Raw genomic sequence first — 23,335 nt, forward strand, 5'->3', positions numbered from 1 at the left:
CCGGGCGGCGGAGCCCGCTCCCGTCAGCGTCCACCCCGGATGCCGAGCGGCCGAACGCAGAACCCCGCGCCGAGCCGGTCGAGGGGCTCCTCGCCCGCCGGGGCCACGGTGTGCGCGTGGGCCTCCGCGTCATCCAGCGGGTGATAGCCGATCGCCCGCCCCGGCTCCGGGTCGAGCGGGCTGCGCGTGTTGGCCGAGACGCCCCACACCACGGCGTGCCCGGGGCCGTCCCACGTCAGCGCCGCAGCCACCAGCCGTGCCGCATCGCCGGGTGAGAGCCACATCGCCAACGCCCGGACGTTCGCCGGCTGCGGCCCGTAGCTGGCGATGCGCGCCGACACCGCGCTGAGCCCGAATCGGTCGGCGTACACCGAGACCATCGCCTCCGCGGCGAGCTTGCCCACCCCGTAGAAACTGTCGGATGGCGCCGCGAGGGTGGGGGCGTCCGCCGGCTCGAAGCCGGAGGCGTGCACCGAGCTGGCGTGGAACAACCGGTGGACGCCGGCGTCCACCATCGCCTCCAGGACGGCGCGGGTGCCGAGCACGTTGACGTCGTGGATCACGTCCCAGGACCGCTCGCTGGGCACGCCGCCGAGATGGACGACGCCGTCCACGCCGGCGAAGGCCCGGCGCAGGGCCGAGCCGTCCCGCACGTCGGCGGCGACGAACCGCTCACCGGAGGCGAGCTCAGCCGGAGCGTCCACGTCGAGCAGCACGAGCTCCCAACCGCGGGCCAGCAGCAGCGGACGGATCCCGCTGGCCACCCGGCCGGCGGCACCGGTCAGCGCGACGTGCACCCGCGTCTCGCCTCAGCCGTTGCCGACCGACCGGGCCAGATCGACGAGCTGCTGGGCCGCGGTCTGGCGATCCACCTGGTCGTACATGTAGGTCTGCATGATGCGGGTGTACTCCGAGGAGTAGTTGCCGACGCCGGCCGGGGTCACCTGCGGCGGGGTGATGACCTCCTCCTGCATGGCCCGGGCGAACTGCAGTGAGGTCTGCCCGTTGGCGTCGAGCAGGGGCTCCACCTCGTCCTGGATGGCGGGGATCGCCGAGACGCCCCGTTCCACGAGCAGGACGCGTGCAGCGTCGGTGTCGGTGAGCAGGAAGTCGACGAGGGTGGCGGCCTCCTCCGGGTGGTCGGACCGCGCCGCGATGGACCAGTACATGGAGGCCTTGTTCGCCATGTGCGGCTCACCGGCCTCCAGCGCCGGCAGGCGCAGCAGTTGCATCTCGGTGCCGGCCGCGTTGGCGAACGCCTGCATCTGGGTGTGGAACAGCAGGTGGAACGCGGCCTGGCCGGTGCCGAACATGCTGCTGTCCAGCGGGATCGCGAAGTCCTCGTTCTGCACCGTGGCGCTGGGCACGGCCCCGTCGGCCTCCAACCGGTCGACGTGATCGAGGTAGAGCAGGGCGGTCTCGACCGAGACGGGGGTCTCGCCCTCCCGGGGGAACACCTCCTCGCCGCGCTGCCGTGCGAAGTAGCCGAGCTCGACCGCGGCCAGGCCCAGCCGGTCGAACCCGTAGGTGCCCTCCGGGGAGTTCTGCGTGACCTGGGCGCTGATCTCGCGCAGGTCGTCCCACGTCCACGTGGTGTCGTCAGGCATCTCGACACCTGCCGCCGCGAGCACGTCGGGGTTGACGGCCACGGAATAGATGCCGACGCCGACCGGCGCACCGGCCAGCACGCCGTCGACCATGCCGGTCTCGAGCACGTTGGCGTCCATCGCGGAGAGGTCGAGGTTGGCTGACTGGCTCGCCAGGTCGAGCAGCACGCCCCGGTTGCCGTAGGTCGCGATCTGGGACTCGTCCATGGCGATGACGTCGGGGAGGTCACCGCCGGCGGCCTGGGTGGCCAGACGATCCCAGTAGCCGCTCCACTCGCCGGGCTCCAGCTCGACGCGGATGTCGGGGTGCTGCTCGTGGAACAGCGCGATGACCTCCTCGGTCATCCGGTTGCGCAGATCGTTGCCCCACCAGGCCATGCGCAGGGTGACCGGGCCGCCCTCGGCGTCCGCACCCCCGGGTCCGGCGCAAGCGCCCAGGGCGAGACAGGCGGTGATGACGGCTGCGGCGAAACGACGGTGCATGGCGGGCCTCTCGACGGTGGGGGGATCGTGCCACGGTGCAGCATCCAGCCTAGACCTGCCGCGACGCGGACTCACAGGGGCGGCGGCCACGGTGACCAAGTCGTGACCCGCTCGACCCAGTCAAGGCGCGTGACCTGCGCGACCTGACGACTTCGCGACCTGCGAGACCTAGGCCAAGCGACGGTACCGGGCGCGTAGGTGCGCGACGGGATCCTCCGCGCTGCCGGCGTCCGCACTCCCCGCCTCGCCGGCACCGCTGTCGGCGATGTCGACGTGGTTGATCTCGGCCACGATCTCCTCGGCCCAGCCGAGCGGGCGCCGCTGCCTGACCGTTGCGCCCAGCCACGAACGGGACGCCGCCGGCCTCGGCCCCCACGCCGTGTCCCTGAACTCGGCGAGGCGGAAGGGCCCTCCCGGCGCGGGCGCCACGGCACCGAAGGCGTCCGCCAGCGCTCGATCCGCCGGGGTGAGGATCGTCACGGTGAAATGATCCCCCAGCGCCAGCGCGAACTCCGAGGCCGGGTCGACGAACCCCACCACGAGGGCGGGTTCACCCAGCACCACCACCACGGAGCTGACGGTCAGCCCCGCGCGGAGCGCCCCGGCACCGGTGAGGAACAGCGTCACCGGCGACACCAGCCGGCCGCGGAAGCGGCGTGCCGCATCGCGCTGCTCCGGGGGCGGGGCGAAGGGATGTTCGGCGTGGATGCTCACGCCCCGGAGCCTAGCGGTGCTCCTGTCGAGCCCGTTCGCCCCCGTGCGGGAACGGCGAACGGCACCGGCCCGAAGAGGGCCGGTGCCGCTGGGTCAGCACGCGGACGACCGGTGGCGCGGCCGCAAGGTCAGGCGCGGGTCGCCCCGCCGGTGTCGCCGGTGCGGGTGGCGGTGGTCCCGCCGGTGAGCGCGGTGGCCCCGGACGCCAGGCTCTTGGCCAAGGACATCAGCGCCCAGCCCAGCACCAGCAGCGTCAGGCCGACACCGATGGCGAACAGGCAGACGCCGTAGGACAGCACGGAGGTGAACAGCGACGCCCGCAGGAACGACGCGTTCATCACCGAGGTGCGCTGGGCGGTCAGCTCGTCGGCCAGCTCGGTGTCACCGGCGGCACGCGCCTCACGCGCCAGGGTGCCCAGCTCGGCGTAGGTGCGGCCCTCGGAGCCCTCCATGGCGTGGTGGTTGATGATGTCGGCCTGCGCCAGCGCCGACAGCGGGTCGGCCACGGTCGCCCCCTGCATGAAGGCGGCGTCGTCGGGCACCGTGATGCGCTCGGCGGCCAGCTGGGAGGTGACAACGCCCCAGACGACAGCGCCGGTGAGCGCGAACAAGATGCCCATGATGGTCGACACGATGCCCGCGGTCTTCAACGGCTTGAGATTCATGGGTTCTTCCCTTCGTAGTGGCTCCCCACGGAGCCTCCGGACATTTCAAGATTCTTCTACTACGCGGCGTAGGGGGCAACAATCTCCGGTTACCCCGCCGGGTGACAGCCAAGGCCGCCACCTGGCGGGAGCACCACACCCCGAGGTTGCCGGTGACCGACGAAAAGACCGCACTCGATTCTCGTCCGGCACCACCGTGAGCGTGAAGCCCGGAATGAGTGCGCACTCACTGTCGCCTTTTCGTCGCGCCCGACTCGCCCCGGCGCGAAGACCCAGAGCCCCACGTGGCGCAGCGTGGCCCCACCCGGCGCAGCGGAGCTCACCTGGAGGCCCGTGCAAGCCCCGCCACGTGACGGACACTGCGCCAGGTGTCGGGCACTGCGCCACGTGACGGGCACTGCGCCACGTGTGACCTGTCGGTGCGCCGCCTGCCCTTTCGGTGCGATCAGAGGCCCGCGTCGCCTGCGCGAACTGGGTGCAGAACGCGGAGGGCGTCCGGCACCGGCACGCCAACGGGCCCGCACCCCTGAAGGGAGTGCGGGCCCGTGGTGGCCTGGTGTCACCAGATCCGTGGACGTCGCGCCGGCGAACCGACGCGTCGGATCACTTGAGGATCTTGGTCACGTTGCCGGCGCCGACCGTGCGGCCACCCTCGCGGATGGCGAACTTCAGCGCCTCTTCCATGGCGATCGGCTTGTTGAGGTGAACCGTCATGCCGGTGTTGTCACCGGGCATGACCATCTCGGTGCCCTCGGGCAGCTGCACCACGCCGGTCACGTCCGTCGTGCGGAAGTAGAACTGCGGGGAGTAGTTGCTGAAGAACGGCTTGTGACGGCCGCCCTCCTCCTTGGTGAGGACGTAGACGTTGGCCTCGAAGTCGGTGTGCGGCGTGACCGAACCCGGCTTGCAGATGACCATGCCGCGCTCGACGTCGTCCTTCTTCGTGCCGCGGAGCAGCAGACCGACGTTCTCGCCCGCACGACCCTCGTCGAGGATCTTGCGGAACATCTCGACACCGGTGATGGTGCTCTGCTGCTTGGCCTCACGGATGCCGATGATGTCGACCGTCTCGCCGGTGCGGACGATGCCGCGCTCGATACGGCCGGTGACGACCGTGCCACGACCGGTGATGGTGAAGACGTCCTCGACAGGCATGAGGAAGGGCTTCTCGGTGTCGCGCTCCGGCTGCGGGATGTACTCGTCCACCGCGTTCATGAGCTCGAGGATCGAGTCGGCCCACTTCTCGTCGCCGTTCATCGCGGGGAAGGCAGCGACGCGGACGATCGGCAGGTTGTCGCCGTCGAACTCCTGGGCGCTGAGCAGCTCGCGCATCTCCATCTCGACGAGCTCGATGAGCTCCTCGTCGTCGACCATGTCGCACTTGTTGAGCGCGACGACGATCGCGGGGACGCCGACCTGGCGGGCCAGCAGGATGTGCTCGCGCGTCTGCGCCATGGGGCCGTCGGTGGCGGCGACCACGAGGATCGCACCGTCCATCTGCGCGGCACCGGTGATCATGTTCTTGACGTAGTCAGCGTGACCCGGGCAGTCGACGTGCGCGTAGTGGCGCTCTTCCGTCTGGTACTCGACGTGCGCGATCGAGATCGTGATGCCGCGCTGACGCTCCTCGGGGGCCTTGTCGATCTGGTCGAAGGCCGAGACGGCGTTCAGCTCGGGGTACTTGTCGTGGAGCACCTTCGTAATCGCCGCCGTGAGCGTGGTCTTGCCGTGGTCGACGTGCCCGATGGTGCCGATGTTGCAGTGCGGCTTGGTCCGCTCAAACTTGGCCTTTGCCACTGGGGCTCCTCTTTCCTGTGCCGCCACACGCGGTTCGTGCGGCGCCTAGTTCTTGGTCTTGCTGGGATGGTTCCCGTTGCTCGGGTCGGTCCGCCACAAGGCGGACCCTCCCAAGTTTCGTGCAGCGCTGCGGGAGAGTCAAACTCGCCTCGGCGAGCCCCCTCCCCCGCGGCGCGGGTGGCCGGGTCGGCAGCGATTCAGTCGCTGCTGCCGCCGCGGCCCTTCTCGATGATCTCCTCGGCGACCGACTTCGGGCACTCGCCGTAGGCGTGGAACTCCATGGAGTAGGACGCCTGCCCCGACGTCTTGGAACGCAGGTCGCCGACGTAGCCGAACATCTCCGACAGCGGGACGTGCGCGCGCACGACCTGGTTGCCGTGCACCTCCTCCATGCCCTGGACGGAGCCACGGCGGGAGTTGATGTCGCCGATCACGGTGCCGAGGTAGTCCTCCGGCGTCGTGACCTCGACGGCCATGAGCGGCTCGAGGAGGGCCGGATCGGCCTTGCGGGCGGCCTCCTTGAACACCATGGAACCGGCGATCTTGAACGCGAGCTCGCTGGAGTCGACGTCGTGGTAGGCGCCGTCGAGCAGCGTCACCTTGATGTCCTCCACCGGGTAGCCGGCCAGCGGGCCGAAGGCCATGGCCTCCTGGATGCCCTGGTCGACCGCCGGAATGTACTCGCGCGGGATGCGACCACCGGTCACCCCGTTGACGAACTCGTAGCCCGCGCCGGCCTCCTGCGGCTCCAGCGCGATGATGACCTTGCCGTACTGGCCGGAACCACCCGACTGCTTCTTGTGGGTGTACTCGACCTTGTCCACGGCCCGTCGCAGGGTCTCGCGGTAGGCGACCTGCGGCTTGCCGATGTTCGCCTCGACCTTGAACTCGCGCTTCATGCGGTCGATCAGCACCTCAAGGTGCAGCTCGCCCATGCCGGCGATGATCGTCTGGCCGGTCTCCTCGTCGGTGTGGACGCGGAAGGTCGGGTCCTCCTCGGCGAGCCGCTGGATGGCGGTCGACAGCTTCTCCTGGTCCGACTTCGTCTTCGGCTCGATGGCCTGCTCGATGACGGGGTTCGGGAAGTCCATCGACTCCAGGATGATCGGGTGCTGCGGATCGCACAGCGTCTCACCGGTCGTCGTGTCCTTCAGGCCCATGACGGCGCAGATCATGCCAGCGCCGATCTCGTCGATCTCCTCACGCTTGTTGGCGTGCATCTGGTAGATCTTGCCGATCCGCTCCTTCTTGCCCTTGGTGGCGTTCATGACCTGCTGGCCCGCCTTGAGGACGCCGGAGTAGATGCGGACGTACGTGAGTCGGCCCAGGTGGGGGTCGGCCGCGATCTTGAACGCCAGGATGCTCAGCGGCTCGTCGTTGCTCGGCTTGCGGTGCAGCTCGACGGACTCGTCGCCGGGCTTGAACCCGTCGATGGCCGGCACGTCCAGCGGGGACGGCAGGTAGTCAATGACGGCGTCGAGCATCGGCTGGACGCCCTTGTTCTTGAACGACGTGCCGCACACGACGGCGGTCACGGCGTTGCTGAGCACGCACCGACGGATGGCGGCCTTGATCGACTCGACGGTCAGCTCGTCGCCGGAGTCCTCCGCGAGCAGCCACTCCTCGGCGAACTCGTCGTCGTTGTCGGCGAGCACCTGGATGAGTTCCTCGCGGGCCTCGGCGGCGGCGTCCACCAGGTCGGCCGGGATCTCCTCGACGGTGTAGTCCTCACCGATCGCGGTCTCGCCACGCCACATCAGGGCGCGCTGGCCGACGAGGTCGACGACGCCCTGGAAGTTGGCCTCGGCGCCCACGGGGAGCTGCAGGACGGCGACGGTGGCATTGAGGCGCTCCTTGATCGTCTTGACGACGTAGTCGAAGGACGCGCCCGTGCGGTCGAGCTTGTTCACGTAGCAGATGCGCGGCACGCCGTAGCGGGTGGCCTGGCGCCACACCGTCTGGCTCTGCGGCTCCACACCCGCCACGCCGTCGAACACCGCGACGGCGCCGTCGAGGACGCGGAGCGAGCGCTCCACCTCGACGGTGAAGTCGACGTGCCCGGGGGTGTCGATGATGTTGATCTGGTGGTCATGCCAAAAGCACGTCGTCGCGGCGGACGTGATCGTGATGCCGCGCTCCTGCTCCTGCTCCATCCAGTCCATCGTGGCGCCACCCTCGTGGACCTCACCGATCTTGTAGTTGATGCCGGTGTAGAACAGGATGCGCTCGGTCGTGGTGGTCTTGCCCGCGTCGATGTGGGCCATGATGCCGATGTTGCGGACCTTGGCGAGGTTGGTCGTGATGTCGATGGCCACGGATGTGGTTCCCCTCTTGTTTCGAAAAGCTGGTCGGCCGACAGGTGAAACGCCGGTCGTTCGACTCGGGCAGCAGCGTTGCTCCCCCTCGCCGGGGCGAGGGAGAGCAACGGGTCAGATCACCAGCGGTAGTGGGCGAAGGCGCGGTTGGCCTCGGCCATCTTGTGGGTGTCCTCGCGCTTCTTGACGCTCGCGCCGAGGCCGTTGCTGGCGTCGAGGAGCTCGTTCATGAGGCGCTCGGTCATGGTCTTCTCACGACGCTGCCGGGAGAAGCCGACCAGCCAGCGCATGGCAAGCGTGGTGGCACGGCCGGGCTTGACCTCGACGGGCACCTGGTAGGTGGCGCCACCGACGCGACGGCTCTTGACCTCCACCGCGGGGCGGATGTTGTCGAGCGCCTTCTTGAGCGTCTGGACGGGGTCGACGCCGGACTTCGTGCGGGTGCCCTCGAGGGCGCCGTACACGATGTTCTGGGCGGTGGTCTTCTTGCCGTCGAGCAGGATCTTGCTCACGAGCTGGGAGACCAGCGGCGAGCCGTAGACCGGGTCGACGACGATCGGCCGCTTGGGGGCCGGACCCTTGCGAGGCATTACTTCTCCTTCTTCGCGCCGTAGCGGCTGCGAGCCTGCTTGCGGTTCTTCACACCCTGGGTGTCGAGCGAGCCGCGGATGATCTTGTAGCGCACGCCCGGCAGGTCCTTCACACGGCCGCCGCGCACGAGCACCATCGAGTGCTCCTGCAGGTTGTGGCCGACACCGGGGATGTACGCGGTGACCTCGATGCCCGAGCTGAGACGGACGCGCGCCACCTTGCGGAGCGCCGAGTTCGGCTTCTTGGGCGTGGTGGTGTACACACGCGTGCACACGCCACGGCGCTGCGGGGAGCCCTTCAGGGCAGGCGTCTTGTTCTTGCTGACCTTGTCAGTGCGGCCCTTGCGGACCAACTGCTGGATGGTGGGCACCGGCTGGTAATCCTTTTCGTTCGCGTTCCTGGGCACTGGCGTGTGCCCGGGGTGACATCTGCTTCCCCGGCGGCGACCCGCTCGGGAGTCGAGCGCGCCGGATCGCTGTGGATCGTGCGGCGTGCGCAGCGACCCACGGGGGGTGGCACGCACAGCCTGGGTGGTCCGGACAACCGAACACAACGAATCCAGACTAGTGGTTAGCCCCATCCGAACCCAAATCGGACGGCGGGGCATGACTAGCCGAGGACATCACCATCCTAGCCGATACCTTCACCTGCCGGCCGCGTCCGCCCACCTCCGCATCCTCCTGCGGTGCGGACACCCTCACCGCGGTGTGCGCGGCGCGAGCAGGAACGTGGAGAAGAACCAGACGAGGAAACCGAGTCCCATCATCGACAGCCCCACCCCCCGGTAGACCGCCTCGATGCCCCCCGGGCACGCGGCCGGAGCTTCGTCATCGACGCAGGTGCGCCACGGCTGGAAGAAGAAGACCACCAGGACGACAGCGCCCACCGCGACGAGCACAGCAGCGAGCATCCACGCGGCGTTGCGCGCACCCCGCCCCCTCACCGTGCGTTCCATGTCTCGAGCCACCTTTCAGGTTCCTCTGGTCCACCGGCAACCGCCCGTGGAAGCTGCACGCGCACCGTGGCACCCGCGAGGGCAGCGTGTCAATCACTGTGCTCGACCTCGGGGCACTCGTGGACGCCGGGGACGACAACGGGGCCCCGCACGTTCGTGCGGGGCCCCGTGGTGGACGGATCAGCCGAGATCGAGATCGAAGTCGTCCAAAGATCCCGAACCGCTGCTCGCCATGTCGTAGTCGTACGGGTCGTAGCTCAGGTCGTACGCCGCGGCGCGCGCCTCCGCCGTGGGCTCCACCCGGATGTTGCGGTACCGATCGAGACCGGTACCGGCCGGGATGAGCTTGCCCAGGATGACGTTCTCCTTGAGACCCACCAAGCTGTCCGACCGCGCGTGGATCGCCGCGTCCGTGAGCACCTTCGTCGTCTCCTGGAAGGACGCCGCCGAGAGCCAGCTCTCGGTGGCGAGCGACGCCTTGGTGATGCCCATGAGCACCGGACGACCCTGGGCGGGCTGGCGGCCCTCGGTGACGGCCTGACGGTTCGCGGCCTCGAAGAAGCTGCGATCGACCAGGTCGCCGGGCAGGATCGTCGTCTCCCCCGACTCGATGACCGTCACGCGGCGGAGCATCTGCCGGATGATGATCTCGATGTGCTTGTCGTGGATCGGCGCGCCCTGCGTGCGGTACACCGCCTGCACCTCGTCCACCAGGTACTCCTGCACCCGGCGCAGGCCGTTGACGCGCAGGATGTCCTGGGGATCCCTGATGCCCGCGGTGAGCTGCTGGCCGGCCTCCACGTGCACGCCGTCGGCGATCACGTGACGCTCCCCCGCTGCGTCCTCCCACTCGAGGCGGACGCGGCGCGGCAGCGGGTACTCCAGGTCCGGCTCGCCATCGTCGCGGACGACGACCAGCTTGCGGGAGCGGTCCGCTTCCTCGATCTGGACGCGGCCCGCCGCCTCGGCGATGGGGGCCTTGCCCTTGGGCGTCCGGGCCTCGAAGAGCTCCTGCACACGGGGCAGACCCTGCGTGATGTCGTCACCGGCCACACCACCGGTGTGGAAGGTGCGCATCGTCAGCTGGGTGCCGGGCTCGCCGATGGACTGCGCCGCGACGATGCCCACGGCCTCGCCGACGTCGACGATCTTGCCGGTGGCCAGCGAGCGTCCGTAGCACTGGGCGCAGGTGCCGAGCGCCGACTCGCAGGTCAGCACCGAGCGCACCTTGACCTCGGTCACGCCGGCCTCGACGAGCCGGGCGATCTCGACGTCGCCGAGATCGACGCCGGCGGCCACGAGCACCTCACCGTCGGGGCCGACGATGTCGGACGCCAGCGTGCGGGCGTAGACGGCGGTCTCGACGTCCCCGGCGGTGACCGGGCGGCCGTCGCGACCCTCCTCGACGATGGCCTTGGTCAGGCCACGCTCGGTGCCGCAGTCCTCCTCGCGGATGATGACGTCCTGGCTGACGTCGACCAGGCGACGCGTCAGGTACCCGGAGTCAGCGGTGCGCAGCGCCGTGTCGGCCTGGCCCTTGCGGCCACCGTGGGTGGAGATGAAGTACTCCAGCACGGACAGACCCTCGCGGAAGTTCGACTTGATCGGTCGCGCGATGATCTCGCCCTTCGGGTTGGCCACCAGGCCTCGCATGGCGGCGATCTGACGCATCTGCGTCATGTTCCCTCGGGCGCCCGACTCGACCATCATGAAGATGGGGTTGTCGGTCGTGAAGTTCGCCTCCATGGCCGCGGTCAGCTCGTTGGTGGCGTCGGTCCACAGCTGGACGAGCTCCTGCTGGCGCTCCTCCTCCGTGACCTTGCCGCGCTCGAACTGGCGGGTGATCTTCGTGGCCTTCGCGTCGTAGGTCGCGAGGATCTCGGGCTTGCTCGGCGGCGTCTGCACGTCGGCGATCGAGACGGTGACACCCGAGCGGGTGGCCCACTTGAAGCCGATGTCCTTCAGCCGGTCGAGGGTGCGACCGACGTCGACCTTCTGGTAGCGCTCGGCCAGGTCGTTCACGATGTGACCGAGCTGCTTCTTGCCCACCGACCCGTTGACGTAGGGGTAGTCGGCCGGCAGGGCCTCGTTGAACAGGGCGCGGCCCAGCGTGGTCTCGAGCAGGAAGGAGCCATCGGCGCGAGCCTCGACCCCCTCCGGCGGCACGGCGTCCCGCACGCGCAGGGTGATGCGCGCGTTGATCGCCAGGTCACCGGCGTCGAACGCCATGTGCGCCTCGTCCTTGCTGATGAAGGAACGCCCCTCGCCCTGCTGGCCCTCACGCAGGGTCGTGAGGAAGTAGTGACCGATGATCATGTCCTGCGTGGGCAGGGTCACGGGCCGGCCGTCGGCGGGCTTGAGGATGTTGTTCGTGCTCAGCATCAGCACGCGGGCCTCGGCCTGCGCCTCCGCGCTCAGCGGCAGGTGCACGGCCATCTGGTCGCCGTCGAAGTCGGCGTTGAAGGCGGTGCAGACGAGCGGGTGCAGCTGGATCGCCTTGCCCTCGATGAGCTGCGGCTCGAACGCCTGGATGCCCAAGCGGTGCAGCGTGGGCGCGCGGTTGAGCAGCACGGGGTGCTCGGAGATGACCTCTTCGAGGACGTCCCACACCACCGGACGCTGGCGCTCGACCATACGCTTCGCGCTCTTGATGTTCTGCGCCAGGTTGAGGTCGTCGAGCCGCTTCATCACGAAGGGCTTGAACAGCTCCAGGGCCATGTTCTTGGGCAGCCCGCACTGGTGCAGCTTGAGCTGCGGGCCGACCACGATGACCGAACGGCCCGAGTAGTCGACGCGCTTGCCGAGCAGGTTCTGCCGGAACCGGCCCTGCTTGCCCTTCAGCATGTCGGAGATCGACTTCAGCGGCCGGTTGCCCGGGCCGGTGACCGGACGCCCACGGCGTCCGTTGTCGAACAGCGAGTCCACGGCCTCCTGGAGCATCCGCTTCTCGTTGTTGACGATGATCTCGGGTGCGCCGAGGTCGAGCAGCCGCTTGAGGCGGTTGTTGCGGTTGATGACGCGGCGGTACAGGTCGTTCAGGTCGGAGGTCGCGAAGCGGCCACCGTCGAGCTGCACCATGGGGCGCAGGTCCGGCGGGATGACGGGGACGGCGTCCAGCACCATGCCGATGGGGCTGTTGGTGGTGCTGAGGAACGCCGAGACGACCTTGAGGCGCTTGAGCGCGCGGGTCTTGCGCTGGCCCTTGCCGGTCTGGATGATCGTGCGCAGGTTCTCGGACTCGGCCTCGAGGTCGAAGTCGGCGAGGCGACGCTTGATCGCCTCGGCACCCATGAAGCCCTCGAAGTACTTGCCGAAGCGGCTCTTCATCTCGCGGTAGAGGATCTCGTCACCCTCGAGGTCCTGGACCTTCAGGGTGCGGAACCGCTGCCAGACGGCATCGAGCCGGTCGAGATCGCGCTGGGCGCGGTCGCGGATCGCCTTGACGTCGCGCTCGCCACCGTCGCGGACGCGCTTCTTGGCGTCCGCCTTGGCGCCTTCGGCCTCCAGGGCCGCGAGGTCCTCCTCGATCTTCTGCATGCGCGTCTCGATGTCGGCGTCACGCCGGGACGCGAGCTGCTTGCGCTCGACCTCGACCTTGGCCTCAAGGCTGGACAGGTCGCGGTGGCGGGCGTCCTCGTCCACCGAGGTGATCATGTAGGCGGCGAAGTAGATGACCTTCTCGAGGTCCTTCGGCGCGATGTCGAGGAGGTAGCCCAGCCGGCTGGGCACACCCTTGAAGTACCAGATGTGCGTGACGGGGGCGGCCAGCTCGATGTGCCCCATGCGCTCGCGGCGCACGTTGCTGCGGGTCACCTCGACGCCGCAGCGCTCGCAGATGATGCCCTTGAAGCGGACGCGCTTGTACTTGCCGCAGTAGCACTCCCAGTCCCGGGTCGGGCCGAAGATCTTCTCGCAGAACAGGCCGTCACGCTCGGGCTTGAGCGTGCGGTAGTTGATCGTCTCGGGCTTCTTGACTTCGCCGTGGCTCCACTCGCGGATCTGGTCCGCGGTGGCGAGCCCGATGCGCAATTCGTCGTAGAAGTTGACGTCCAGCACGTTTCTTCTCTTTCTTCCCTGTCAGGGGAACTGTTCAGGCCAGTGGCCGCTGGCCCGGACGGTGCAGGAGCGAAGCTCCTGCAGGAGGTGAGAGCCCGAAGGGCTTCCACCGGGGGTGCGGGGGCGAAGCCCCTGCGGGGGGTTCCCGGGGGGCGAAGCCCCTGCGGGGGTGCGGGGGCGAAGCCCCTGCGGGGGGTCCCCGGGGGGCGAAGCCCCCCGGGTGAGGGGGTGCCCCGGGGGGCGGAGCCCCCCGGGTGTGGTCAGACCTCTTCGATGTCGGCGAAGGAGTCGGATCCGGGGCGACGCGACAGGTCGATCCCGAACTCCTCGGCGCGGTGGAAGTCGTCCTCGGAGTCCCGCAGCTCGACGACGGTGCCGTCGGAGGACAGCACCTCGACGTTCAGGCAGAGCGACTTCATCTCCTTGACGAGCACCTTGAACGACTCGGGGATGCCGGGCTCGGGGATGTTCTCGCCCTTCACGATCGCCTCGTAGACCTTCACGCGGCCGGGGACGTCGTCGGACTTGATGGTCAGCAACTCCTGCAGGGCCCAGGCGGCGCCGTACGCCTCCATGGCCCACACCTCCATCTCGCCGAACCGCTGGCCGCCGAACTGGGCCTTGCCGCCCAGGGGCTGCTGCGTGATCATCGAGTAGGGGCCGGTGGAGCGCGCGTGGATCTTGTCGTCCACCAGGTGGTGCAGCTTCAGCATGTAGATGTAGCCGACGCCGACGCGCTCGGGGTAGGGCTCGCCGGAGCGACCGTCGAACAGCTGCGCCTTGCCCCCACCGTCGACGAGGCGGAGGCCGTCACGCTGCGGCAGACCGTGCTCGAGGAGGCCACCGATCTCGGACTCGTTCGCGCCGTCGAACACCGGGGTCGCGAGGCGGGCGTTGCCCTCCACGTGCTCGAGCCCGACGTCCTTCAGGCGCTCGGCCCAGGGGGCGTCCACGTCGGCGATGTCCCAGCCGCTGTGAGCGATCCAGCCGAGGTGCGTCTCGAGCACCTGGCCGACGTTCATGCGGCTCGGCACGCCCAGCGGGTTGAGGACGATGTCGACCGGTGTCCCGTCCTCGAGGAACGGCATGTCCTCGACGGGCAGGATCTTGGAGATGACGCCCTTGTTGCCGTGGCGTCCGGCCAGCTTGTCGCCGTCGGAGATCTTGCGCTTCTGCGCCACGTAGACGCGCACCAGCTGGTTCACGCCGGGGGGCAGCTCGTCGCCCTCCTCGCGGTCGAAGACGCGCACGCCGATGACCGTGCCGGTCTCACCGTGCGGCACCTTCATCGAGGTGTCGCGCACCTCGCGCGCCTTCTCGCCGAAGATCGCGCGCAGCAGGCGCTCCTCCGGGGTGAGCTCGGTCTCGCCCTTGGGCGTGACCTTGCCGACCAGGATGTCGCCGGTGCCGACCTCGGCGCCGATGCGGACGATGCCGCGATCGTCGAGATCAGCGAGCATGTCGTCGCCGACGTTCGGGATGTCGCGCGTGATCTCCTCGGGGCCCAGCTTCGTGTCCCGGGCATCGATCTCGTGCTCCTCGATGTGGATCGAGGTGAGCACGTCGTCCTGCACGAGCCGCTGGCTGAGGATGATCGCGTCCTCGTAGTTGTGACCCTCCCACGGCATGAACGCGACCAGCAGGTTGCGGCCGAGCGCCATCTCACCGTTGTCGGTGCACGCACCGTCGGCCAGGGGCTGGCCGACCTCGACGCGCTGACCGTCGGCCACCAGCGGGCGCTGGTTGATGCACGTCGTGGCGTTGGAGCGAACGAACTTCGCGAGCCGGTAGGTCGTCTGCGTCCCGTCGTCGTTCATCACGTCGATGAGATCGCCGGACACCGACGTCACGACGCCCGCCTTGGCGGCGACCGTCACCTCGCCGGCGTCGATCGCCCCGCGGTACTCCATGCCGGTGCCCACGAAGGGGGCCTCGTTGCGGATCAGCGGGACGGCCTGGCGCTGCATGTTGGCGCCCATCAGGGCGCGCGAGGCGTCGTCATGCTCGAGGAACGGGATCAGGGCGGTCGCGACCGACACCATCTGGCGCGGCGACACGTCCATGTACTGCACCTCGTCATGCGTCACCTCGTCGGCGTCGCCGTGGCGCAGCCGGACGAGCACGCGATCCTCGGCGAAGCTGCCGTCGTCGTTCAGGCGGGCGTTCGCCTGGGCCACGACGTAGCGGTCCTCCTCGTCGGCGGTCAGGTAGTCGATCTGGTCGGTGACGACCCCGTCGACCACCTTGCGGTACGGCGTCTCGATGAAGCCGAACGCGTTGACGCGCGCGAAGGACGCCAGTGAACCGATGAGGCCGATGTTCGGGCCCTCGGGGGTCTCGATCGGGCACATGCGGCCGTAGTGGCTGGGGTGGACGTCGCGCACCTCCATGCCGGCGCGGTCACGGGACAGACCACCCGGGCCCAGCGCGGAGAGACGCCGCTTGTGCGTCAGACCGGCCAGGGGGTTGTTCTGGTCCATGAACTGCGACAGCTGCGAGGTGCCGAAGAACTCCTTCAGCGCCGCGACGACCGGGCGGATGTTGATCAGGGTCTGCGGCGTGATCGCCTCGATGTCCTGCGTCGTCATCCGGTCACGGACGGTGCGCTCGAGACGCCCCAGGCCGATGCGGAGCTGGTTTTGGATCAGCTCGCCCACGGTGCGCAGGCGGCGGTTGCCGAAGTGGTCGATGTCGTCGGTCTCGATCGGCACGTCGGCCAGCTCGGTGCGGCCCTCGTGGAGCGCGACGACGTAGCGGATCGCCGAGACGACGTCCTCCATCGTCAGCACCTGGGTGTCGAACGGCTGCTCCAGCCCGAGCTTCTTGTTGATCTTGTAGCGACCCACCTTGGCGAGGTCGTACCGCTTCGGGTTGAAGTAGTAGTTCTGCAGCATCGCGGACGCCGCCTCGCGCGTCGGCGGTTCGCCCGGGCGCAGCTTGCGGTAGATGTCGAGCAGGGCCTCGTCGGTCGTCGTCGTGGTGTCCTTCTCGAGCGTGAGCCGCATCGACTCGTACTCGCCGAACTCCTCCAGGATCTGCTCGTTGGTCCAGCCCAGGGCCTTGAGCAGCACCGTGACGTTCTGCTTGCGCTTGCGGTCGAGGCGGACGCCGACCATGTCGCGCTTGTCCACCTCGAGCTCGAGCCAGGCGCCGCGGCTGGGGATGATCTTGCAGGTGAAGACATCCTTGTCCGACGTCTTGTCGGGGGTCTGCTCGAAGTAGACGCCCGGGCTGCGCACGAGCTGACTGACGACGACGCGCTCGGTGCCGTTGATGACGAACGTGCCCTTGTCGGTCATGAGCGGGAAGTCGCCCATGAACACGGTCTGGCTCTTGATCTCGCCCGTGTCGTTGTTCATGAACTCGGCGGTGACGAAGAGCGGGGCGGCGTAGGTGACGTCGCGGTCCTTGCACTCCTCGACGGTGTACTTGGGATCCTCGAACCGGTGGTCGCGGAAGCTCAGCGACATCGTCTCGGACAGGTCCTCGATCGGCGAGATTTCCTCGAAGATCTCCTCCAGGCCCGACTTGGTGTTGATGTCGGTACGGCCCTCCGCGAGCGCCGCATCGACGTTCGCCCGCCAGGCCTGGCTACCGATCAGCCACTCGAAGGACTCGAGCTGCAGGTCGAGGAGGTTCGGGACCTCCAGCGGCTCGTGGATCTTCGCGAACGAGATTCGCCCGCTGGGGGAAATGACATTGGTGTTCTTCGACGCAGTGCGCGACGCGGCCAAGATAGGTCCTTCCACAGAGTCCCGGCAAGCCGGTTCCTTGCATGCGAAACGGCCCGCGTCAAGTTGCCACGGGTCGTCAAATGGGGCAAAACACCATGGTAGCCGTAGCTGATGCGCCACGCAAACCCGGACGCGCCTACGCTGCCGGCCGGAAGAACGCTGTCGACGCGCACGATGCTAGCGCCTCTGCGGCGTTCCGCAACACGCCCCGCGGCGCGTCCACCCGACCACCCGGGTGGACGCCGCCCCTCACCCGGCGGGGGCCAGCGTGGTGAGCAGGCGGTGCCAGCGGTTGGCCGGCAAATCGGGCCGCAGGAGAGCGAGGCCGACGGCGTACTTGGAGATGCGCGCCGGGCGGTGCCCGAGGCGCCACAGAGCGTGGTCGAGGGTCGACGGGGTGCTGCCCGACTTGGTCTCCACGATGACGCGTCCGGCGAAGTGGCGTCGGGCCTCCCCGCCGGGGAGCTCCCAGACGAGGCCCGAGTCGAGCGTCACGCGGGAACCGCTGCCCGGCAGATGGATCGTCGTCCGCTCGTAGGTGGTGACCAGGGTGGGGTGCAGCGCGGCCGCGTCCACCGCGATGCCGGCGCCGGCGAGGCGGCTCTGCACGAAGGGTGTCCCCTCCCCCGCGAGCGGGTCGACCGTGGGCAGCGCGATGCGCTCCTTGACGGTCGAGGCGGCCCGGCGGGTCTTCACCTCGAGGAAGGACTCCCCCGTGGCGTAGGACCGTGTCCGCACCTTCCAGCGTCGCCGCCGGGCGTGGGCGGACGCGCGGTAGGCGTCCAGGCCGGCGGTGTCGAGGTAGGTGGACCGGTACGCGAAGGCGCGGGCGTGGTCGATCTCCAGCACGCGGGCGTCCGGCGGGAGGGACGCCCACAGGGCCGGAAGGTCGGCCTCGGCGAGCACATACTTGCGGTCCACGCGGGTGAGGAGGGCGGCCGAGGCGTTGAGTTCGGCGAGACCGATGGCGGGCAGGTCGTCGGCGCTGCGGCGTCCGCCCCCGGCCCAGCCCCGACGTTCGCCGCCGACAGGCACGGTGGTCGGCCAGACGGCGGTCATCGGGTCGCCTCCTCGAGGCCCTCGGCCCGACCGGCCTCGATGCCCACCGCGGGAGCGGCGGCGCGGAAGCGGACGTCCACGGTCGTGGTGTCGTTCACGAAGTCGAGGCGGATGGTCTGGGCGCTGAGCACCCGTGCCCCCAAGCGCTGCTCCAGGGCGGCGACGAGGCCCGTCCTGTCCGCAATCGCGCGGTCGAGCACCAGCACCTGGCGCGACCATCCGCGGAGGACGGCCGGGTGGTCGGTGAGGAACAACGTCGCCACGATGAGCGCCATCAGGACGGCCGAGATGACCAGGTCGGTGCCCAGGCCTCCGATGAGGCCGAGGGCGAGGGCTGCGAAGTAGTACGCGATCTCGTGTTGGGCCAGCTCGTCGGAGCGCAGGCGGATGATGGACAGGACGCCGAACAGTCCGAGCCCCACGCCCGCACCGACCGACGTCGTCAGCAGGATCGAGCTGACCGCGAGCACTCCCAGGTTGACACCGATGTAGGAGACCAGCAGGTCCCGGCGGTGGTGGCGTGGAAAGTAGACACCGACCGCGAGCACGAGGATCGCGATGATGTCGAGGGCGAGGTGGAGGGCGATGGCGGTGGTCACGAGGGGCTCCTGACGAGTCATGTTCGGTTGATGTCTTCCATTACGGACCCCGTTCCTGTGCCCTCTCTGTGAGCGGCGGTTGTCGGGTCTGTGAGCCCCGTCCACACCAGACGGCCGCCCTCTCGACCCCTCACCGAGCACCCTCATGACCCGCACAGGGACCCCACAGATCCGGGCGCTGCACTGGTGTCCATGAGCGACATCGACACCCGGACGCCAGCGTCCGCGACCAGCACCGCCACGCCGGGCCCGTCCGGCCGCCTCTCCCGCCGATCGCTGTTCGGGCTCGGTGGCCTGTTCACGCTCGGCGCGGGCGCCACGTGGGCGCTGGACCGTTTCGTGATCGAGCACGCGGAGGTGACGTCGGCGTCCACCGCGTGGAGCAGCAACGACACGTCCGCCGCCGTCACCGACGAGACGGGCACGGTGAGTGGGCTGAGCTACGCCGGGGGCAACGCCACCGTCAGCATCACCCAGCACAGTTCCGGGAGTGGCAGCGACACGATCACCTGGTTCGTCGCGGACATCCTGCTCTCCGACGCGACGGCACTGCGCACCGCCTTCGCGGAAGACACGTACGGCGAGAACATCATCGAGAATCCGTCCGTCATCGCGGCCGACAACGGTGCCGTGTTCGCCGTGAACGGCGACTACTACGGGTTCCGGGACACGGGCATCGTGATCCGCAACGGCGTGGCCTTCCGGGACGCTGGCGCCCGCACGGGGCTGGCGCTGTACGGCGACGGCACGCTCGTCCCCTACGACGAGACGGCGACGAACGCCGACGCGCTGGTCGCCGACGGCGTCTGGCAGACGTGGTCGTTCGGCCCGTCCCTGCTCGACCAGGGTGTCGTGATCGACGGCATCGACGAGGTCGAGGTCGACACCAACTTCGGCAACCACTCCATCCAGGGCAACCAGCCCCGCACGGGCATCGGCATGGTCGAGGCGAACCACCTCGTCGCCGTCGTCGTCGACGGCCGCTCGTCGGGATACAGCCGCGGGATGACCATGACCGAGTTCGCGGCCCTCTTCGCCGACCTGGGGGCGACGGTGGCCTACAACCTCGACGGCGGCGGCAGCTCCACGATGGTGTTCGACGACGCTGTGGTCAACAACCCCCTCGGCAAGGGCCAGGAGCGGGGCACGTCCGACATCATCTACGTGGCGGGCTGAGCGGTGATCGTGCTCATCCCGGCCTACGAGCCCGATCTGCGGCTGGTGCACCTCGTCCGCGACCTGCGTTCCGCGCTCCCTCACGCCCGCGTCCTGGTCATGGACGACGGTTCCGGCCCCGGTTACGACGGGGTGTTCCAGGTGGCGGCGGACGCCGGCGCGCACGTCGAGCGCGCGGCGACGAACAGGGGCAAGGGGGTGACCCTCAAGCGCGGCTTCGCCTGGGCGGCGGAACATGCCCCCGGCGAGACGGTCGTCTGCGCGGACTGCGACGGTCAGCACACCCCGTCCGACATCGCGGCGGTGGCGTCCCTCGTGCGGCCCGGTACCCGGTCCATGGTGCTGGGTGAACGCTCATTCACCGCCGCGTCCGGCCCGCCGGTTCCCCTGAGGAGCCGGCTCGGCAACACCGTCACGCGCTGGCTGTTCCGCGCCGTGACCGGCACGCGGGTGAACGACACCCAGACCGGGCTGCGCGCCTACCCCGCCGATGTGCTCGGGTGGCTCCAGTCGGTGCCGGGCGATCGGTTCGAGTACGAGTTCACCCTGCTCCTGCGCGCCCGTGGGGCCGGGGTGGAGATCCACCAGACCTCCATCCAGACGATCTACCTGGACGCCAACGAGTCGTCCCACTTCCGCCCGGTCGTCGATTCGCTGCGAATCTACGCCCCCCTGCTTCGCTTCGCGGCGTCGTCCCTGGCCGGGTACGCCCTTGATGTGGTCGCCCTGCTCCTCCTGAGCCGGCTGGGTGCGCCACTGGTGGCGGCCATCCTCGGCGCCCGGGTCGTCAGCGCCGCGGCCAACTTCGCGATCAACCGCGATCTGGTGTTCGGTCACGCGGGCCCGGCCACGCGGGCGGCCGGCCGCTACGTCGTGCTCGCCGCAGCGCTGCTGGGTGCCAACGCCTGCCTGATGACGCTGCTCGTCACGGGGTGGGGCGTCTCGCTGCTGGTGGCCAAGGTCGTCGTCGAAGCGCTGTTGTTCACCGTGAGCTACGCCGCGCAGCAGCGCCTGGTGTTCACCGGCCCGGCCTCCGCGTCCTTGCCCGTCCGCGTGGACGCCTGACCCCGGCCCCCACCGGGGGGCGCGTCACCGGGGGGCGCGTCCGGGAACAAGCGACGAGGGCCCGCGGGACATTCCCGCGGGCCCTCGCTGGTGTCGATCGAGGATCGACGCCGGTGTCACTTGATGGTGACGGAGGCGCCGGCAGCCTCGAGCTGCTCCTTGGCCTTGGCGGCCGCGTCGCGCGCGACCTTCTCCAGAACCGGCTTGGGGGCGGCCTCGACCAGGTCCTTGGCCTCCTTGAGGCCCAGGGACGTGAGCGCGCGCACCTCCTTGATGACCTGGATCTTCTTGTCGCCAGCGGACTCCAGGATGACGTCGACCTCGGAGGAGACCTCCTCCTCGGCACCCGCATCCCCACCGGCGCCACCGGCGGCCGGAGCGGCGGCATCGGCCACGGCGACCGGGGCGGCGGCGGTGACGCCGAAGGCGTCCTCGAACAGCTTGACGAACTCGGAGAGCTCGATCAGGGTCATCTCCTTGAAGGCGTCAAGGAGCTCGTCGTTGGTGAGCTTCGCCATGTTGGGCGTTCCTTTCTTACTCCGCGACCGGGGCCGCGTCGTCCTGTGCCTCGGCAGCGGGCGCTGCGTCGGGTGCCGAGGCGTCCTCGGCGGTGTCGGGCACCTGGTCGGCATCGGGGGTGGCAGCCTCGCCGGCACCACCGATGAGGGAGGGGTTCTCCCCCGCCGCCTGCTCGAGCGCACCCAGGACGCGAGCGGCCTGGGAGAGCGGAGCAGCGATGAGGTAGACAGCCTTGCTGAGGTTCGCCTGCATGGCCCCCGCGAGCTTCGCGAGCAGAACCTCGCGCGACTCCAGGTTGGCCAGCTTCTTGACCTCATCGGCGCCGAGGACACGACCGTCCATGACGCCACCCTTGATGACCAGATGCGGGTTGTCCTTCGCGAAATCGCGCAGACCCTTCGCCACCGTGGCAACGTCACCGGTGATGAAAGCGATCGCCGTGGGGCCGGTGAGGTACTCCTCGAGGCCCTCGATGCCCGCGTCACGGGCGGCGATCTGGGTCAGAGTGTTCTTCGCGATGGCGTAGGTGGCATCGTTCGCAAACGAGCGCCGCAGTTCCTGCAGGCCCGCGACGGTGATGCCACGGTATTCGGTCAGAACGGCCGCGTTCGCCGAGGTGAAGGACTCCTTCAACTCCTCGACGGCTGCTGCCTTGTCCGGCCTCGCCATGGGTCTCCTTCCCACTACTTCTGGTGTTGAGCCTCCGACATGAAAAAACCCGTGGTGCGCGAGGCAACCACGGGACGTGCTGGCATCCAGCTGACGTGTCGTGCTCACCTGCGCGGGATTTGCATCGAGCCCTCACGGACGCGACCACCAGCGGTCTTCGGCTTCAATGACCAGCTTAGGCCACAGCCGGCCCGCGGCTCAAATCACCCCGGCATCAGGACACCGTTCCGCGTCACGGAGCCGTTCGGCATCTCAGACGCCGTTGCGCACCATCGGCGGCACCTCGACACCCATGAACTCTGTCCTCACCCCAGCACCCCCGACGCCCAACTGACCTATTGGATCTCACCTGGCGCACCCCCGGCGCCGGCGCTCCACGCGGCGCACCTCGGCTCACGTGGCGCAGCCCAACCCCAGGTGGCGCGCCTCGGAGGCTCGACATGGCGCACGGGGGCTCAACGTGGCGCACCTCGGCTCACGTGGCGCAGCCCAACCCCACGTGGCGCACCGCAGCTCACGTGGCGGGGCGTGGAAGGGCCGCCGCGTGAGTTGCGGAGCGCCAGGTGGCGAGAAGGTGCGCCAAGTGACCCCACGGTCCGCCGAGTAGTAAGGGAGCACCCACGCCGCTGCTCCGGGGTGTCCTGGGCGCGTCGCCAGAGACGGGCCGAACGGGACATCTTCGTCCGCAGCCTCGCCACCACCGTTGTCCTCCCCCCCAGGCAGACGCGATCGGCCAGCCAGAAGGCAACCCGTTGTCAAACACGCTTGAGAACGAGGCCATAGCGACGATCGAAAGTGCGCCCAGCACGGCCAGTACAGGCCTGCCGGTTGGGCTGCGGCCTGGACTCCCATGCGGGCCAATCGGCATGACCAGCACACCGCACCTCCCCGGAGGAGCACGCGCCATCCAAGCGCCCCCGCGTAGGGCACGCGTAGCTCCAGGGCTGCATCAGCGTTTGGCTCCCCCGCCGGTTACCTGCTCGCGCGGATTCCCAAGCGCACCGTCGATGGCGCGCAGTATCCCCCCGCCGCCCCGGCCCCTGGCACAAGATGTCGCGGGGACGCCGGCACCCATCCCCGACACCAACAAATGCCCCAAAGCCTCCCGTGACTTACCTTCGATGCAGCCGTGCGGTCAGACCCCCGGGCCGCGCGCTCCCCCCGGCAGGTTTGACGCTGGAGCGCAAGCTGGCCGTCCTAACTCCGACGGGTGTGTGAGCGCAAAAAAGAAGGGAGGGGAACGGGCAAACTGTCACCTGTGGTGACCGTTCCCTCGTTCCCCCCCCTGTAAAGAGGTTGTTCGGCGGTGTCCTACTCTCCCACACCCTCAC

Annotated in this window: 17 protein-coding genes; 2 read left to right on the plus strand and 15 right to left on the minus strand. The window is 69.1% G+C overall.

Annotated elements, in window-relative coordinates:
- Window positions 1-23 precede the first annotated feature (23 nt).
- The 13 genes from IFY26_RS10810 to IFY26_RS10870 all read right to left on the minus strand — a co-directional run bounded on the left by IFY26_RS10810 (window position 24) and on the right by IFY26_RS10870 (window position 18,575).
- The gene (locus IFY26_RS10810; RefSeq protein WP_232549014.1) at window positions 24-797 is read right to left on the minus strand and encodes an NAD-dependent epimerase/dehydratase family protein; all 774 of its coding nucleotides are present in this window, start codon (window positions 795-797) and stop codon (window positions 24-26) included.
- A gap of 12 nt (window positions 798-809) precedes the next feature.
- Window positions 810-2,090, minus strand: a complete 1,281-nt coding sequence (locus tag IFY26_RS10815) for an ABC transporter substrate-binding protein (RefSeq protein ID WP_232549015.1) — start codon at window positions 2,088-2,090, stop codon at window positions 810-812.
- A gap of 168 nt (window positions 2,091-2,258) precedes the next feature.
- Window positions 2,259-2,804, minus strand: coding sequence for a flavin reductase (locus IFY26_RS10820; protein ID WP_232549016.1), 546 nt, complete (start codon window positions 2,802-2,804; stop codon window positions 2,259-2,261).
- Window positions 2,805-2,932: 128 nt separating this feature from the next.
- Window positions 2,933-3,469, minus strand: coding sequence for a hypothetical protein (locus IFY26_RS10825; protein ID WP_232549017.1), 537 nt, complete (start codon window positions 3,467-3,469; stop codon window positions 2,933-2,935).
- A 603-nt stretch (window positions 3,470-4,072) separates the two neighbouring features.
- Window positions 4,073-5,266, minus strand: coding sequence for an elongation factor Tu (gene tuf, locus IFY26_RS10830; protein WP_232549018.1), 1,194 nt, complete (start codon window positions 5,264-5,266; stop codon window positions 4,073-4,075).
- A 197-nt stretch (window positions 5,267-5,463) separates the two neighbouring features.
- On the minus strand, window positions 5,464-7,581 hold the full coding sequence (fusA, locus tag IFY26_RS10835; RefSeq protein WP_332836184.1) for an elongation factor G: 2,118 nt from the start codon (window positions 7,579-7,581) through the stop codon (window positions 5,464-5,466).
- A 119-nt stretch (window positions 7,582-7,700) separates the two neighbouring features.
- On the minus strand, window positions 7,701-8,171 hold the full coding sequence (gene rpsG, locus IFY26_RS10840; RefSeq protein WP_232549019.1) for a 30S ribosomal protein S7: 471 nt from the start codon (window positions 8,169-8,171) through the stop codon (window positions 7,701-7,703).
- Entirely contained in the window at window positions 8,171-8,542 is a 372-nt protein-coding gene (gene rpsL / locus IFY26_RS10845; RefSeq protein WP_040157907.1) for a 30S ribosomal protein S12, read from the minus strand. Before rpsL ends, rpsG begins: the two co-directional genes overlap by 1 nt.
- Window positions 8,543-8,869: 327 nt before the next feature.
- Window positions 8,870-9,127, minus strand: a complete 258-nt coding sequence (locus IFY26_RS10850; protein WP_232549020.1) for a hypothetical protein — start codon at window positions 9,125-9,127, stop codon at window positions 8,870-8,872.
- A gap of 180 nt (window positions 9,128-9,307) precedes the next feature.
- Entirely contained in the window at window positions 9,308-13,183 is a 3,876-nt protein-coding gene (locus IFY26_RS10855; RefSeq protein WP_232549021.1) for a DNA-directed RNA polymerase subunit beta', read from the minus strand.
- A 260-nt stretch (window positions 13,184-13,443) separates the two neighbouring features.
- The gene (rpoB, locus tag IFY26_RS10860) at window positions 13,444-16,917 is read right to left on the minus strand and encodes a DNA-directed RNA polymerase subunit beta (RefSeq protein ID WP_232549022.1); all 3,474 of its coding nucleotides are present in this window, start codon (window positions 16,915-16,917) and stop codon (window positions 13,444-13,446) included.
- 249 nt (window positions 16,918-17,166) lie between these two features.
- The gene (locus IFY26_RS10865; RefSeq protein WP_232549023.1) at window positions 17,167-17,976 is read right to left on the minus strand and encodes a polyphosphate polymerase domain-containing protein; all 810 of its coding nucleotides are present in this window, start codon (window positions 17,974-17,976) and stop codon (window positions 17,167-17,169) included.
- On the minus strand, window positions 17,973-18,575 hold the full coding sequence (locus tag IFY26_RS10870; RefSeq protein WP_232549024.1) for a DUF4956 domain-containing protein: 603 nt from the start codon (window positions 18,573-18,575) through the stop codon (window positions 17,973-17,975). Before IFY26_RS10870 ends, IFY26_RS10865 begins: the two co-directional genes overlap by 4 nt.
- Window positions 18,576-18,767: 192 nt before the next feature.
- Here IFY26_RS10870 and IFY26_RS10875 point away from each other — a divergent pair, with 192 nt between their 5' ends.
- Both IFY26_RS10875 and IFY26_RS18235 read left to right on the plus strand, forming a co-directional pair.
- Window positions 18,768-19,751: a phosphodiester glycosidase family protein gene (locus IFY26_RS10875; protein WP_232549025.1), complete on the plus strand. Its 984-nt coding sequence runs from the start codon at window positions 18,768-18,770 to the stop codon at window positions 19,749-19,751.
- Window positions 19,752-19,754: 3 nt separating this feature from the next.
- Window positions 19,755-20,816: a GtrA family protein gene (locus tag IFY26_RS18235; protein WP_232549026.1), complete on the plus strand. Its 1,062-nt coding sequence runs from the start codon at window positions 19,755-19,757 to the stop codon at window positions 20,814-20,816.
- Between the two features lie 116 nt (window positions 20,817-20,932).
- Here IFY26_RS18235 and rplL read toward each other — a convergent pair whose 3' ends face one another.
- Together rplL and rplJ are read right to left on the minus strand one after the other, a co-directional pair.
- On the minus strand, window positions 20,933-21,334 hold the full coding sequence (gene rplL / locus IFY26_RS10885) for a 50S ribosomal protein L7/L12 (protein ID WP_232549027.1): 402 nt from the start codon (window positions 21,332-21,334) through the stop codon (window positions 20,933-20,935).
- 16 nt (window positions 21,335-21,350) lie between these two features.
- Window positions 21,351-22,004 (minus strand): 50S ribosomal protein L10, encoded by a 654-nt coding sequence (gene rplJ / locus IFY26_RS10890; RefSeq protein ID WP_232549028.1) that lies wholly within the window; start codon window positions 22,002-22,004, stop codon window positions 21,351-21,353.
- Window positions 22,005-23,335: the final 1,331 nt, after the last annotated feature.

The sequence above is a fragment of the Propioniciclava soli genome, assembly GCF_014858005.1.
In the GTDB taxonomy this organism is placed as follows: Bacteria; Actinomycetota; Actinomycetes; order Propionibacteriales; family Propionibacteriaceae; genus Propioniciclava; species Propioniciclava soli.